Source organism: Allotamlana fucoidanivorans (genome assembly GCF_045788535.1).
Lineage (GTDB): Bacteria > Bacteroidota > Bacteroidia > Flavobacteriales > Flavobacteriaceae > Allotamlana > Allotamlana fucoidanivorans.
The window spans coordinates 2,708,803-2,723,161 of sequence record NZ_CP074074.1 but is presented as its reverse complement, the minus strand read 5'-3'; the positions used below and the strand labels follow the sequence as shown (position 1 = coordinate 2,723,161).

9 protein-coding genes and 1 pseudogene are annotated in these 14,359 nt (G+C 34.5%); all 10 read right to left on the bottom strand.

What is annotated here, in order from left to right; genetic code table 11:
- Positions 1–29: 29 nt before the first annotated feature.
- The 10 genes and pseudogenes from uxaC to KFZ70_RS11855 all read right to left on the bottom strand — a co-directional run bounded on the left by uxaC (position 30) and on the right by KFZ70_RS11855 (position 14,047).
- Positions 30–1,432, bottom strand: a pseudogene (uxaC, locus tag KFZ70_RS11900) (glucuronate isomerase).
- 54 nt (positions 1,433–1,486) lie between these two features.
- Positions 1,487–2,662: a mannonate dehydratase gene (uxuA, locus tag KFZ70_RS11895; protein WP_139698859.1), complete on the bottom strand. Its 1,176-nt coding sequence runs from the start codon at positions 2,660–2,662 to the stop codon at positions 1,487–1,489.
- Positions 2,663–2,683: 21 nt separating this feature from the next.
- Positions 2,684–3,511 carry an SDR family oxidoreductase gene (locus KFZ70_RS11890; RefSeq protein ID WP_407515526.1) on the bottom strand — a complete coding sequence of 276 codons (828 nt, stop codon included), beginning with the start codon at positions 3,509–3,511 and terminating at the stop codon, positions 2,684–2,686.
- Positions 3,512–3,794: 283 nt separating this feature from the next.
- Positions 3,795–4,796 carry a GntR family transcriptional regulator gene (locus KFZ70_RS11885; protein WP_139698826.1) on the bottom strand — a complete coding sequence of 334 codons (1,002 nt, stop codon included), beginning with the start codon at positions 4,794–4,796 and terminating at the stop codon, positions 3,795–3,797.
- A 621-nt stretch (positions 4,797–5,417) separates the two neighbouring features.
- Complete coding sequence (locus KFZ70_RS11880; RefSeq protein ID WP_139698827.1) at positions 5,418–6,947, bottom strand: phosphatase PAP2 family protein; 1,530 nt, start codon at positions 6,945–6,947, stop codon at positions 5,418–5,420.
- A gap of 110 nt (positions 6,948–7,057) precedes the next feature.
- The gene (locus KFZ70_RS11875; RefSeq protein ID WP_139698828.1) at positions 7,058–9,466 is read right to left on the bottom strand and encodes an arylsulfatase; all 2,409 of its coding nucleotides are present in this window, start codon (positions 9,464–9,466) and stop codon (positions 7,058–7,060) included.
- A 24-nt stretch (positions 9,467–9,490) separates the two neighbouring features.
- Complete coding sequence (locus tag KFZ70_RS11870) at positions 9,491–10,891, bottom strand: DUF1254 domain-containing protein (protein WP_139698829.1); 1,401 nt, start codon at positions 10,889–10,891, stop codon at positions 9,491–9,493.
- 5 nt (positions 10,892–10,896) lie between these two features.
- The gene (locus tag KFZ70_RS11865) at positions 10,897–12,315 is read right to left on the bottom strand and encodes a DUF1254 domain-containing protein (RefSeq protein WP_199240704.1); all 1,419 of its coding nucleotides are present in this window, start codon (positions 12,313–12,315) and stop codon (positions 10,897–10,899) included.
- Between the two features lie 408 nt (positions 12,316–12,723).
- Positions 12,724–13,266, bottom strand: a complete 543-nt coding sequence (locus tag KFZ70_RS11860; protein WP_139698830.1) for a TetR/AcrR family transcriptional regulator — start codon at positions 13,264–13,266, stop codon at positions 12,724–12,726.
- Between the two features lie 40 nt (positions 13,267–13,306).
- Complete coding sequence (locus KFZ70_RS11855; protein ID WP_139698831.1) at positions 13,307–14,047, bottom strand: porin family protein; 741 nt, start codon at positions 14,045–14,047, stop codon at positions 13,307–13,309.
- Positions 14,048–14,359: the final 312 nt, after the last annotated feature.

Here is a 14,359-nt window from a genome sequence, read left to right as displayed (position 1 = left end):
GCAATCGATTGTATTTGTATGGCTAACCCTTAAATATTGAAATACTTAACCGCATTATAATAACAAATATCTTGTATCATTTTGCCAACAAAATCTAAATCATTTGGGATAAGCCCTTGCTTAATATCTTCAGCTAAAACATTACATAAAATACGCCTAAAGTACTCATGTCGTGGAAAAGATAAAAAGCTTCTACTATCGGTTAACATACCTACAAAGTGACTTAATAGTCCCATATTGCCCAAACAGTTTATCTGCTTTTCCATACCATCTTTTTGGTCTAAAAACCACCAACCTGAGCCCCACTGCATTTTACCTTTACAATCTGAGTTTTGAAAATTACCCATCATAGTTGCAAACACCTCGTTATGTGCAGGATTTAAATTGTAGGTTATGGTTTTAGCCAATTGGTTTGTAGCGTTCAAACCATCAAACAACTTGGACATAAACTGAGCCATTGGAAAATCACTCATCGAATCTACACCAGCATCCAACCCTATTTGCCCTAATAGCCTTGAATTGTTATTTCTTATTGGTCCCAAATGGTACTGTTGTACCCATTTATATTCATGGTATTTTTTTCCTAAATGAATAAATAAAAACGAACGATATTTGTTTATTTCTGCTTCTGTAAGACCTGCTCCTGCTAATTTATTTTGAAAATCGTATCAACTTCTTCTTGCGTATATTCTACCATTTCAAGACGTTCACCTACACCAAAGTCTGATAATTTACAACCTTGCTGATTAAAGAATTCTATTCGCTGATTTATAGCTTTTACAAAATCAGAAAGCGAATTAATTGGTATTCCAGATGCCTTAGTTAATTTAGCTAAATAGGATGTGAAAGTATCTTTATTAATAAAGAACAATTCATCTGCTCTAAAAGTAGGGAGTACCTTTGTAAAGAAGTTTTGTTCTTTACAAGCCTTATGGGAGCTTAAATCATCAGTAGGATCATCTGTGGTACAAATAACTTCAACCTTCATATCTTCCAACAACTGGGCTGGTGTTTTTTGGGCTAATACCCTATTAGCCTTCTCATAAATAAATTCGGCAGTTGAGGGTTGAAGTATATCATCAACATCAAAGTACCGTTTCAGTTCAAGGTGTGTCCAATGAAACAACGGATTTTTTAATGTATAGGGCACCGTTTCTGCCCACTTAACAAACTTCTCTTTGTTTGACGTTACTGAACCTGTAATGAATATCTCTTCTATACCATGGGCGCGCATGCCTCGCCATTTATAATGATCTTCGCTAAGCCATGCTTCTGTAATATTATTTACTGGCTTATTCTCTGCTATTTTTTGTGGCGATAAGTGATTATGATAATCTATTATTGGCAAATCTTTAGCATACTGTTGATACAAGTGTTCTGCGATTTCTGATTGCAGTAAAAAATTATCATGTATAAATGATTCACTCTTCATATGTCCTGTTATTTTAGATAAGCTTTACCTACCTTATAGAATTGATTCTCTTAACTACAAGCTTTTGACTATTCCAAAGGCTAAGCCTCTTAACTCTGCTAAACCACGAAGCCTCCCTATTCCTGAATATCCAGGGTTTGTCTTTTTATGTAAATCATCTAACATTTGATGGCCATGATCTGGTCTTACTGGTATATCAGCATCTTTGTACCCTTCTGATTGTCTTCTTTTTTCCTCTAAAAGAACCGCTCTCATCACAGCATACATATCTACATCTCCTTCTAAATGGTTGGCTTCATAAAAATTACCCATTTCGTCACGCTTTGTACTTCTCAAGTGAAGAAAATGTACTCTATCTGCAAAACGGTTAAATATCTGTACCAAATCATTATCAGCTCGCACACCTAATGATCCTGTACAAAACGTAATTCCGTTAGATCTATCAGGGACATTATCAAATAAATACGCATAATCTGATTCGGTACTCACTACTCTTGGTAAACCTAAAATTGGATACGGTGGATCATCGGGATGAATGCACATTAAAACCTCGTTTTGAGAAGCTACAGGAATAATCTCTTTCAAAAATAAAACTAGGTTTTCTCTTAACACTTGAGCATCAATTGCTTTATAGGTATCTAAAATGGTTTGAAACTGCTCAAGTGTATAACCTTCTTCAGCACCTGGTAAACCCGCAATAATATTGTTAACTAATTTTTCCTTTTGAGCTTCTGATAGGTTATCAAAATAGACTTTAGCCGCTTCTTGCTGCGCTTTGGTATAAACAGCTTCTGCCCCGGGTCGCTTTAATAAAAACAACTCAAATGCCGCAAAAGCTACAACATCAAAGCGCAATGCTTTAGAACCATCTTCTACTTGAAATTCCAAATCGGTTCGTGTCCAATCTAAAACAGGCATAAAATTATAGCATACAATGTGTATACCACAGGAGGCTAAGTTTTCAATACTCTGTTTGTAACGCTCTATATAAATTTTAAAATTCCCTGAACGCGTTTTTATGTTTTCATGCACGGGTATGCTTTCTACAACACTCCAGCTAAGACCTGCTTGCTCTATAACTGATTTCCGTTTTTGTATCTCTTCAATTGTCCAAACCTCGCCATTTGGTATATGATGTAAAGCCGAAACAACGCCTGTGGCTCCTGCTTGACTTATATCTGATAATGAAACGGGATCATTGGGCCCGTACCATCGCCATGTTTGTTCCATATATTCTTTTTCTATTAAATGTTAAACGCCACTATAGGCACTAAATCCTCCATCAATGGGCACTACAACTCCCGTTACAAAAGAAGCCCCCTCTCCACATAACCATAATGTGGTGCCTACCAAATCTTCGGGCTCTCCAAATTTGCCCATAGGGGTTTGTTCTATAATTTGATTACCCCGCTGGGTTAAACTCCCATCTGAATTAGTAAGTAAGCTTCTATTTTGGTCGGTTAAGAAAAAACCTGGTGCCAAAGCATTTACACGAATACCTACCTTTGAAAAATGTACCGCTAGCCACTGTGTAAAATTCGATACCGCCGCTTTGGCTCCACTATAGGCTGGTATTTTGGTTAGTGGTGTAAACGCATTCATAGAAGACACGTTTAAAATACTACACCCTGTTTGACCAACCATATCTTGCGCAAAAACTTGCGTTGGCAATAGAGTGCCTATAAAATTAAGGTTGAACACAAACTCAATGCCCTTAGGGTCTAAATCAAAAAAAGTTTTGAAACCGTCTTCTTTATTTAATAAATCCTCCGCTAAAAGAAACGGATTGCTTGTGGTTCCTAAAGGATGATTACCACCTGCTCCGTTTATTAATATATCACATCCACCAAATGCCTCATTAACTTCTTTCTTTGCTGCAATAAGCGATTCCTTTTCTAAAACATTAGCCCCAACACCAATGGCATCTCCACCCGATTTATTAATTTTATCTGCAACTGCTTCGGCTGAACTCTTATTTAAATCTAAAAGCGCAATTTTGTTGCCTTGCTTTGCTAAGGCTGAGGCTAGTGTGCTACATAGCACACCGCCTGCTCCTGTTACTACTATTGTTTTACTCATCTAGTCTTGTATGTTTGGTTGATACATTTAATAATGACTTATTCAATGAATTTTATCATATTACTCCCCTAAAACAACTTATATAGCTTAGAGATTAGTACAGAATAAGTATATAACAAAATTAAGTAACACAACCCAACAACCTGTCCTGCTCCATCCTGCTTGAAAACATAAAGAATTAGGAGTTAAACAAATGCAGCTATTATTCTATCTTTAAAATAGAAATTCACACAATCATTAGTCTGTTAAAACAAACATAATATAGTTTTCTGGTGATTTAATTTTAGAGAGATTCTCTTATAATTAACCTCGTTTTTAAGTAAGTTTGCATGGGTTGGTTTGAAGAAATAAATTCTGCTGCTTTTAAACCAAATTCTCTAAAATCAACTGAAACTACTGTTATTCCTTTATATGTAAATTTTTTCCATGGCGTATCATTATAAGACAGGATTCCCACATCTTTACCTAATTCTAATCCTTCGAAACTGGTCTGGCCTAAAAACTCATATAACATCCTATCACTAACACTAATATACGCCACATTACGCTCCACTAAAAACTCTTTAGAATTTTTTATAACTTTAAAAGGAAAGTCATTCTTTTTACAAAATTTTTTAAAACAAATAACACTTTCTTCTGGATGAAATGTAAACTCAGGATAGAGAAAATGCAATTCCTTATATTTTTTAAATAGATCTAAGGCTTCTTTTAGACAATTGTAAAATCCTTTTCCAAAATCTTGGAACAAATAGTTTTCTCTACTTTTGGAATTTATTTTCCAATCAATTAGTAGTAACTTATTTGATTCAATTTTAGATAAAGATTTCTCTACTTCAGGATGATTAAACCCCATAACAATATACTTATAATACTTACCATTATCTAAATCTAGCATTGATTTAAAATTCTTAATATTATAATGATGGAATTGTAAGTCAACTATAACATTATTTGGTAAGTTCTCCATAAATGAATGGTAAAGAACCTCTTTGTAGGCTTTAAAAGTACTAATAAGTAAAAGCACCCTCTTTCTACTATCACATATATAATACCCTTTATTGGGAGTAGATTTTATAAACCCCTGATTTTTTAAAAATGTATATGCTTTATAAACTGTATCCCTTGAAATTTTATAATCTTTACTAAACTCATTTATTGACGGAATTGTATCGCCAACAACAAGACTATTTTCGTCAATTGATTCCTTTATTGCATTTACAATCCTTAAATATTTAGGCGTGTCATTTTTATCAATATTCTTTAAGAGTATCTTTTGCTTGGTCATTTCATTAACTTATTAAAATCAAAGATTATTAAGAATTCTAGAAAGCTCTCCAATGTATTCTTAACTACACTGTTCCCCTCAAATAAAATAATTTTTAAAAACACATCTGTCCTGTACTGTCTGATGTAAACGAAATGAAATTAAATCTCCTCTAACCTTTCTGATTGGAAAAGGAATGACTACACTTAATTTGGGATAAAGTTGAGAAAACATGTATACTATATATAGTCTTAGGTAATTCTGAAGAGAAGCCCCTAACATATAGGTTTCAAGTAAACTCTACATATTCATGTATCGTTAGCTTTTAAATTTATAATACAAGTTATCCCTTTTGCTATAAAAACAATCAAAAACTAACTTAAAAGTTAAATAGTTGTTAACAAAGGAGCTAATTCGGTGTCAGTAAAAAATGAAGCATCATTAAACCTCTAATTCATATATCAAAAGTAAAATTCAAAACAATTCTCTTTCTCCACAGATAAAACCCATAAATACACTGAAAATCAGCCCATTTATGGATTTTATTCACGCAATCCCCTCACACAATCCTCTGAATTTTGACAAATAAAACTAATAAGCAATCAGTTATATATTTATTCACCTCTTCAATCTCAATTCCAACTACCAAAGCATCACATTTAAATTAGCCCCTAAAGCAAAAGAATCATAAGTGGCTGTTTTATCTTGCTTAGGAAAATAAGTAGGTTCACCATTATTAAATGCATTCATGTAGGTCACTTTATATTTCAAATCAGCCCAATTATAGTCAGCATACAAACCAATAGATAAGTTTTTACTCAACACCCTTTTATAGTATATACCTGTACCCCAACTAAATGAACTTTTAGGATCATAATCTGCATAAACATACTCTTTTGGAGGGTTATCTTCAAAATCATACTCCCCCAACTCTCTTACAAAAACTTTAGAGCTAGGTCCTGAAATAACACCCGCATGTAACTTGGTTCCAACAGCATTTTTACCAAATGGAATCTGATAATAAGGTCCAAAATAATACATTCTGTTTCCTGCAGATTGAGGTAACACTTCGTACCCAACCTCATTAAACTTCTGTTGTAAATCGTCTGTTACAGTACTAGGAAAGCTTTGAAATCCTATTTCAGCTCCTAAACCAAAGTTCTTATTAAAAAAGTAAGCCCCTTCAAAGGATATTCTATAGCCCCTTTTTGCCTCTAAACCAGGTTCATTTTCTCCCGATGTGTTCGTTAAAGTGGCATATCCAATTTTTGCTCCAAGAAAAGAGGGTTTTGATTCATTTATCAACCTATTTGTGGCTTCAATTTCATTGATCCCTTTTTCTTTCCACCAGCCTTCATTTAAAAAATAGGCTAATTCTGTTGCCCCAATACCAATACCTGCTCCAGCAGTAACATCAGAAATCCAATGCCTGTTATTCAATTGTCTAAATATACCTGTAAAAGTAGCCAAAGTATATGCTGCGATACTATAAAACGGACTTCTATGCTTATATTCTTTATGGAAAATATGCGCTCCCATAAAGGCTGTAGTAGTATGACCTGAAGGAAACGAGTTATTAGAAGAACCATCGGGTCGTGGTTCGGCAATACTATATTTCATACTTTGAACAACAATCAAATTAAGACCAAGCGCTGTTGCCATGGTTGATAGTTTTCTACCAGTGGTGTGCTGACTCTTTATACCAAAAGCATCAAGCGCATAGGTGGCTAAATACGGTATGTACTGTGTATGATCATCAATAGAATTATGAAAATCTGGAAGATATCTATTGATTTCATCCCGACTATTAACTTTAAAATCTGTATTAAAATGCATTATAGTACCAGCCGTAATTAAACCTCCCGCCACCAATAAAGAGATTCCTGTATCTGTTTTATACCATTTAGGTTTCCCAGTGATACTATCTGAAAGCATCATCAAATAATTGTCTGACTCTGTGTCAAAATCATTTGTCAAACTGGTCATTAAACTATATTGATCTATTTGACTCTTATATTTAAACCAATTATTCGTAGTATTAGTATTGGGTGTTGCGTTTAACACCACATGGTGATTAACTTTAAAATAATCCGCTTTATTAGTGTTAAAATTTAATTGTGCAAAACTCAAACTAAATGACAAGCAACAAAGTATAAGTGGGAATAATTTCATAAGATTTTTTGGTTGTTATAAAAATATTTTGGTGTTATTTATAAATTACAAACCATCTTTCTTCACATCAACGGTGATTAATATGAAGAAAGAGCGTTTAAGAATAGGTTTTATTCGTCAATATATTTGATATAAATTTTTTCTATTTTTCCATTAAAGCGGAATGGAACCCGGTCATAATAATCCAATGAGACTGGAGATCCTAAATCAACACCTATATCAAAAGTTTCTGATGCTGTATGTAGTGCTGGAACAGATCGCTCAATGCGTCCTTGCCCTACTTCTTTTCCATTTACTTTAAGGGTGATTGTAGCAGGCGCCAAGCGTTCTTTTGTATCGTATGTTGTTTCCACCTCAATTTTTACTTTTCCTGTAGGAATGGTCGTTGTTGATGCTACTTTATATCGGTTTAAGGTCATAGCATTATATTCTGCCTTTAAAAAACCTTTATCTATATATACCGTAAAACCAGAAGAAATACCACCTAAAGCAAAAAGAACCCCCTCAGTGTTATTATTAATTTCAGTATCGATGATTGCTACAGTAGAACGCCCACTGACAAATTTAGGAGCCATAGCTTCTGGGATACGTTCCTGTCCTTCATAAAACGACCATTCCGTTAGTGGTGAAGAAGGTAGTTCGCTTGGGCTGTAAAAAACGGTATAAAATGAAGCTCCAATTGGATAAACCAGATTATCGGTAGCCTCCTTGTCAAATATAGCCTTTAACTCTCCAAGCTTTTCTGGATTTTTATCTGCTAAATTTTCAGCTTGTGAATAATCTTCATTCAAGTTATAGAGTTCCCACTCCTCTTTTTCAGGTTCCCAGTTTATAATACCTGTTGGATCTGTTGACCATGGTTTTTTAGGGCCAAAAGTTCCAGCAAACCAACCATCATGATAAACACCCCTACTACCAAGAATTTCAAAATACTGCGCTCCTTTAGTGGTTTTTGTTTCTGGGTTATTAAAAGTGTAAACCATAGAGGTACCATCAAGCGGTTGTTGTTCTACCCCATTAACAACCTTGGGAGGTGTAATATCTAAAATATCATAAATGGTGGAAGCTATATCATTTACATGATGAAACTGAGAACGGACTTTACCATCGTGTTTAATTTTTTTTGGCCAAGAAATAACCATTGGTGTACGGGTACCTCCCAAGTGAGCTGCTACTAGTTTGGTTCCCTGAAAAGGTGATGCCCCAGCATAGGCCCATCCATGGTGATACATGATATCGAGTTTTGGTCCACCTAAGGCTTCCATACCACCATAATCTTTGTTAAGCACCTCTATTTGTTGTTCGATTGTAGATGGCATAGCATTTTGTGCTAATAACTCACTAATGGTTCCATTCATACCCTCGGCAGAAGGTCCATTATCTGAATTAATATAGATTATTAAAGTATTCTCTAACACACCTTGACGATCTAACTCATCTACAATTTTACCATACTGTACATCGGTGTGTTCTAAAAATCCAGCATATATTTCCATTAAACGACTTTGAAATTCGCGTTGAGATTGAGGCACATCACTCCACTTCTGCATACCCATAGCTAGAGGATTTAATACAGCATCTTTAGGGATCCACCCCATCTCTTTTTGTTTTTCAAAAGTCATAGCGCGTAAGGCCTCCCAACCTTCATCAAACTTACCGTTATATTTATCAGCCCATTCCTTAAAAATTTGATGTGGGCCATGAACAGCTCCAGGAGTAAAATACAAGAAAAATGGCTTTTCGGGAGTTATGGTCTTACTAGTTTGTATCCACTCAATAGCCTTCTTTGCCAAATCCTCGGTAAGGTGGTAGTTGGCATCGTGCGGTGGCTCAATAGGGTTGGTATTTTCAAACAAACGAGGCTCATATTGTGAGGTCTCACCTGCTAGGAATCCATAAAAGTAGTCAAAACCAATACCTGTAGGATAACGATCAAAAGGCCCTAATTTTGTAATATCTGTAATTGGCGTATTGTGCCATTTTCCGAAGGCGGCAGTATTATACCCATAATAGGACAATATTTGAGGTAAGGTAGCGGTTGATTTAGGAATTTTACCTAAATACCCATCCCAATCTGAAGACAATTCAGCTATTTGGCCTGTAGCTACTCTATGATGATTACGACCTGTAAGCAATGATGCTCTTGTTGGTGAACACATGGCTGTAGTATGAAAGGCATTATATGAAATACCAGACTCAGCTAAACGCTTCATGGTTGGCATATTAACAGGACCACCAAAAGCACTTGGATTAGCAAAACCTGCATCATCAGTCATGAAAATAACAATATTTGGAGCGTTTTCGGGAAGGTGTTTTTCTGCTTTTCGCCACTGATGTTTAGAGTCTGCCAATGTTTTTCCCGTAACACTTGAACTAGCAGGTTCTTTAAAAGGTAATACAGCGCCTTCTTTTTCTTGCCCATTAGTCTGTGTACTGATAAAAATGGAACAAATTAATAATATAAAAATCCTAAATATATTATGGATTTCATACTTAAGAGTATTTGTTTTGACTTTCATAAATATAGTTGTTTGTTATTTATATTAATTTTTTTCTATTGCTGGCGGTGCATATAAAGGATTCAGTGCCTCTGAATCTGGCCAATAAATGCGGCCTTGTATAGAGAACTTACCATCATGAGCAGGAAGCCAGTTGGAAACTTTATCTTCACCAGGGTTATTCTTTTGAATATACACGTCCAAAGAACCATCTTCATTATACTGCAAACCTTCCGTTGCGCTACTTATCACGTAACGGTTGATATCGTTTTCAATAAATAATTGCTCTGGAAGCTTATACATAGACAATGACCAGAATGCTTTGGCAGGAGGTAATTCATCGGCATCAAAATGTAATATATAATTATACTTTGAACCATCGAGTTCTTCTCCGTCTGAATCAAAAGTAGTCTCAGGATAAAAAGCTTCTTCTAAATCGTTGCCCCAAATACCAAAATAGGCTGCTGCCGCTCTGGTAAGATACTTTCCCTGCATGGCTTCTCTGGTTCCAAAAACATTTGCTACCAGCTGCCAACCGTTTTTTCGCTCTCCTAGCTGCGAAGCCGCTTCTTCAATTTTTTTCATGGCAGAGCGAACTCCTTCATTGATAGCTGAAATTATTTCAGAATCATAATCGTCAATATTAAAGGGCTTACCTGGCTCAATCCCTATTTTGCTAAACTTTTCAAAAAGTGCCATCTCGGAAGGATGAATGTTACCTTGAGTCATTAAAGCATTTACATAAGTGATAAAATTAACATCAGCAACCTTTTGAGGGTTATAAGGAGGAAAATCGGGATTTGGAGGCATAACCATAGCTTCCATGTTACCTAGATAAGAATTAAGAGAAACAATAGTATAGTGCGCCATAACGGCTTGAGCCTTTTCTACATCACCGGGACCAAACACCTGTGTTCTTCCCAAGGCAATTAAGTAATTCCCTTCAGATGCTATGACCTTACTAATACCATCAGGAACCTCACCATCCCAATGAGGTCCAACAAACATAAAAGTACCTGCTTCAGTTCCTGTTTTTCTAGATCCTATATAGTCAATATTATGCGTATACATATCTATAATTTGCCATGAATAGTATCTGTTATCAGTGACAGCAGGAACCTTTAAAATTTGAGGTTGATTGGACACATCAAGCCATACACCTGAATAAAATGTATCGTTATTAGGTCTAACAATTACGGTATCCTTCGGGCCGCTTAATCTTGTTTTATTTATCATCACATTAAAGGGCTGTTCATAGGCACCAGATTTCTCATACATGGCCATAGCAAACATCAATTTATAATGTTCTATCATGGGATAAGCAAAGATGTATGCTTCTTCTGCTATTTCTTTTGCAGCTTCGGGTGTCACTGTTTTGTTCTTTTGGTGACAAGACGTTAACATCACCCCTAATAAGATAACTACTGGTAATAACTTATTCTTCATAATGACTAATTATTTTTTGTTAAAGGAGGGTTAATCCAACTACCTGTTAAAGCCGATTCTTCTGGTCCATAAAGTCGCATAACGAGATAAAAAGGACCATCTGGTGCAGGTAGCCAATTCGCTTCCAATACCTCTCCTGGAGATTCTTTTTGAATATAAATGGTTAAAGACTCATCACCGTTCACAACAAAATCATCCATCATAGCTGAGTTAACCAAATAGCGATCAAGAGCATTATCAATAAGAAGCTGCGTTTTACCGTCATACATTGTAATAGACCAAAATGCTTTTACAGGGGGCAACTCGCCTGCCTTAAAGGTCATGGTGTAATTGTGTTGAGAGGCATTAAGAGGTTGCCCTTGAACATCTACTAAATAAGTTGGATAGGTTGCTTCAAACCCAGAGTTTCCGTATAACCCCATATGAGCCGCTACGGCTCTTGGCACGTACATGGTTTCAAGATTATAATTTTCATGAGCACTTTGAGTTAAAAAGTCGCGGGTACCAAATATTTTGGCACTCGCTAAAGGATCATTTGCATACTTTTTAATAAAATCTTCTAATTCTGCAAAACCTGCCTTCACTCCTGCCCTTATAGAATCTTGAGTTTCTAGAGTAAATCGATTAATATTAAAACCTTCTTGCGTGCCTAAGCCCAGTTTAGCAAATTTGTCTATAAGCGCTTTTTCAGTTTCTATTGGGGTAATCTGTTTGAGCATGACATCTAAATATTGGAATGCCTCAACAGTAAACTGTTCGCCTTCCTTCCACTCAGGAAAATTACTTGTATTGATAGTTTCTTTTAAATCTTCTCCTAAATAAGCACTTAAGGTTTGTAAATGGTACTGATTTTGAATTTCTTTTACTCTATCAATATCAGTTGCATCCATAAGTTGCGTACGCACTACAGTAAAAAACAAATCTGTTTCACAGTAAATAATATTACGTATGTCTTCTGGCTTATCCCCTTTCCAATTAGTTGGTGCAATCAGGTATTTACCCGCACTATTTCCAGTTGTTAATGAACCTATATAAGCAAAATTGTGCGAATACAAATCTATCAACTGAAAGGAATAATAGCGTTCAGCTTCTATTTCAGGCACCGAAATCACAATCGGTTCTTTGCTTATATCACACCAAAACATACAATAAGGGGTATCTGAATTTGGTGTGACAACGGCTTTGTCTTCAGGAGAAAACAATCGGGCATCACAAGACATTTGGTTCAATTCACCTTTATAATCTGGAGAATTTTTATCTACCGCATAGGCATGTAGCGTTTTATAATTCATGACCATTGGAAAACCATAAATATAGGCTTCTTTAGCAATCTCCTTAGCTTCTACTGGTGTTAACTCTGCTTTTTTTGAGCAGCCTAAAAATAAATTTACGGTAAATACTACCAGTGCAATTTTTTTAATCATTTTAATATGTTACTGTTTGATTTGTTTATGTTCTAATTTAATTATAATCTGCTTAATACAAAGGGGGTACTTATTGTTTTTATGTTATTTTTTCATTCAATGTGCTATGCTTCTTTTAGAATACTTTTGGCTTGATATCAATAACGGGAATGCTATTAAAAAAAGGAAAGATATCAGGGAAGTTTCACCAAAGACTATGGTATTCTGAATATGGATTGATAAAGTATACAACACCATACAGGACAAAAGAAAACACCCTAATTTCATGAATTGTTTGATTTAATAGCTAGCCAAAACAAAATTACTTAATAAGGTTTAAGAATGCTAGACAAGGGTGTCAGGTTTAATTACAAAAAGGATATTTTACTAACAGCTTAAAAATGAAGGCACTTAATAGGTTTAGATTGGTTATTTTGGTATAACACCAATGGTATCATTCATTATCTCTTCGGCTAAACTAATCATATAATTTACACTTAAATTAGAAAAGTTTAATCTAGAATACCAAGCATCTGTAAGTGTAATATAGAATTGACATATTTCATTGTCTGAAAGTGTCCCTCCAAAATAAGGCTTTATCAAAGGAAGTAACAAAGAAATATTCTGTCTATTAAATTCATTATATACCATATAAAATTCTTGAATATGAGTATGTTTTAGCAATTGTTGATGAAATCGTACTCCTACTCTATATTTATACATGATCTCATATAAACCAGGTATTAAGGTTTTTAATGTTTTTATTTCAGATTGAAAACTCTCATTAAGTTCCGCATGATGCTTTAGTAAATCTTCTATTAAATGCTCTTTATTATTAAAGTAATAATAAAACGTTGCCCTGGGAAGATTGGTTTTCTTGGCGAGTGCTTTCAAACTAAAATCTGGACCATTGCAGGCAAATTCCTTATAAGCAGCATCTATCCATTCTGAATATTTTTTGTTTCTTTCCATAATTAATGGTCACCTATAATTTTTTCTCTTGGAGTTTACATCAAAGTTCCTGCTTTTTTCCTGCGCCTATAGGAATATTTACTTTTAAAAACAATGAACTGTTTTTAGTGTCACTCACATTTTTATAAACATTAGCTAAACCTAAATAATATTTTGCCCCAATAGTCATGCCTTTACCTTTACCTAAAATATACCCTAATCCGAAGGTGAATCCAGCATCTAGCTTATTTATCTTATCTTTATTAAACTCTTTTATAGTGGCTTCTTTTCCATTAACACTTGAATAATATTCAATCCAGGATTTATACATTAATCCAAATTGTGGGCCAGCTTCTACGTAATAGGCTTTATTAAATTTGTATTTGGCTAATGCAGGCACTAAAAAATAATTCAATTTTTGACTATAAACGCCTTCTTCATTATATGTTATAGCTTGAAGCCTTTCAAGATCATTTTCCGACAAGTTTTTAAGCCCTAAATTTGATTTCACCAAAACACCGGTATAGAGCGATAATTGATTTTTCATTCTGATGTCAAAATAAAAACCAATATTCCAAGTTCCTAAAGCTGACGAACTCTCAAAGTTGGATATTTGTGACCAATTAACCCCTGTTTCAAGACCAAACTCTAAACCATCAGAATTTAATTTATCTCCTAACAGAATGGAAATTAAAATCTGAGAGTGCCCTGTTAACCCCACAAAAAATAAAGAAATAATGATAATTAGGCGCTTTATATAAAGCTTAGTTAAGGTATCATATTTACTTTTCGTTTTGTTCATCTATTTTAAAACGGGTATAATAGACAGATTTCATTTTAATAACGAAATGAAATTATTACAAAAAAGTATAATAACCTAAATTTTTATAATGGTTTTCTATTGAAATCTTATTATAGTTCTAGTAAAAGCAATCAATTCTTTCTTTAGTGTGTCACTTGTAAAGCCCAAATTAGTTGGTTAATTTCTTGTTGTGCCACTTTTAGTTCCCTTAAAATGGCATCTAGATTTATGGAGTTTTCCATTATCAATTTGCCATTACATGAAACAATAGTGAAAAATTTAAACCAGGTAGCAAAAAACACCAGAAAAAAA

What these genes read in the sequence shown, in the direction of transcription:
- uxuA (WP_139698859.1), bottom strand. Translation starts at nt 2,662, where the DNA reads ATGGAACAAACATGGCGATGGTACGGGCCCAATGATCCCGTTTCATTA.
- KFZ70_RS11890 (WP_407515526.1), bottom strand. Translation starts at nt 3,511, where the DNA reads ATGAGTAAAACAATAGTAGTAACAGGAGCAGGCGGTGTGCTATGTAGC.
- KFZ70_RS11885 (WP_139698826.1), bottom strand. Translation starts at nt 4,796, where the DNA reads ATGACCAAGCAAAAGATACTCTTAAAGAATATTGATAAAAATGACACG.
- KFZ70_RS11880 (WP_139698827.1), bottom strand. Translation starts at nt 6,947, where the DNA reads ATGAAATTATTCCCACTTATACTTTGTTGCTTGTCATTTAGTTTGAGT.
- KFZ70_RS11875 (WP_139698828.1), bottom strand. Translation starts at nt 9,466, where the DNA reads ATGAAAGTCAAAACAAATACTCTTAAGTATGAAATCCATAATATATTT.
- KFZ70_RS11870 (WP_139698829.1), bottom strand. Translation starts at nt 10,891, where the DNA reads ATGAAGAATAAGTTATTACCAGTAGTTATCTTATTAGGGGTGATGTTA.
- KFZ70_RS11865 (WP_199240704.1), bottom strand. Translation starts at nt 12,315, where the DNA reads ATGATTAAAAAAATTGCACTGGTAGTATTTACCGTAAATTTATTTTTA.
- KFZ70_RS11860 (WP_139698830.1), bottom strand. Translation starts at nt 13,266, where the DNA reads ATGGAAAGAAACAAAAAATATTCAGAATGGATAGATGCTGCTTATAAG.
- KFZ70_RS11855 (WP_139698831.1), bottom strand. Translation starts at nt 14,047, where the DNA reads ATGAACAAAACGAAAAGTAAATATGATACCTTAACTAAGCTTTATATA.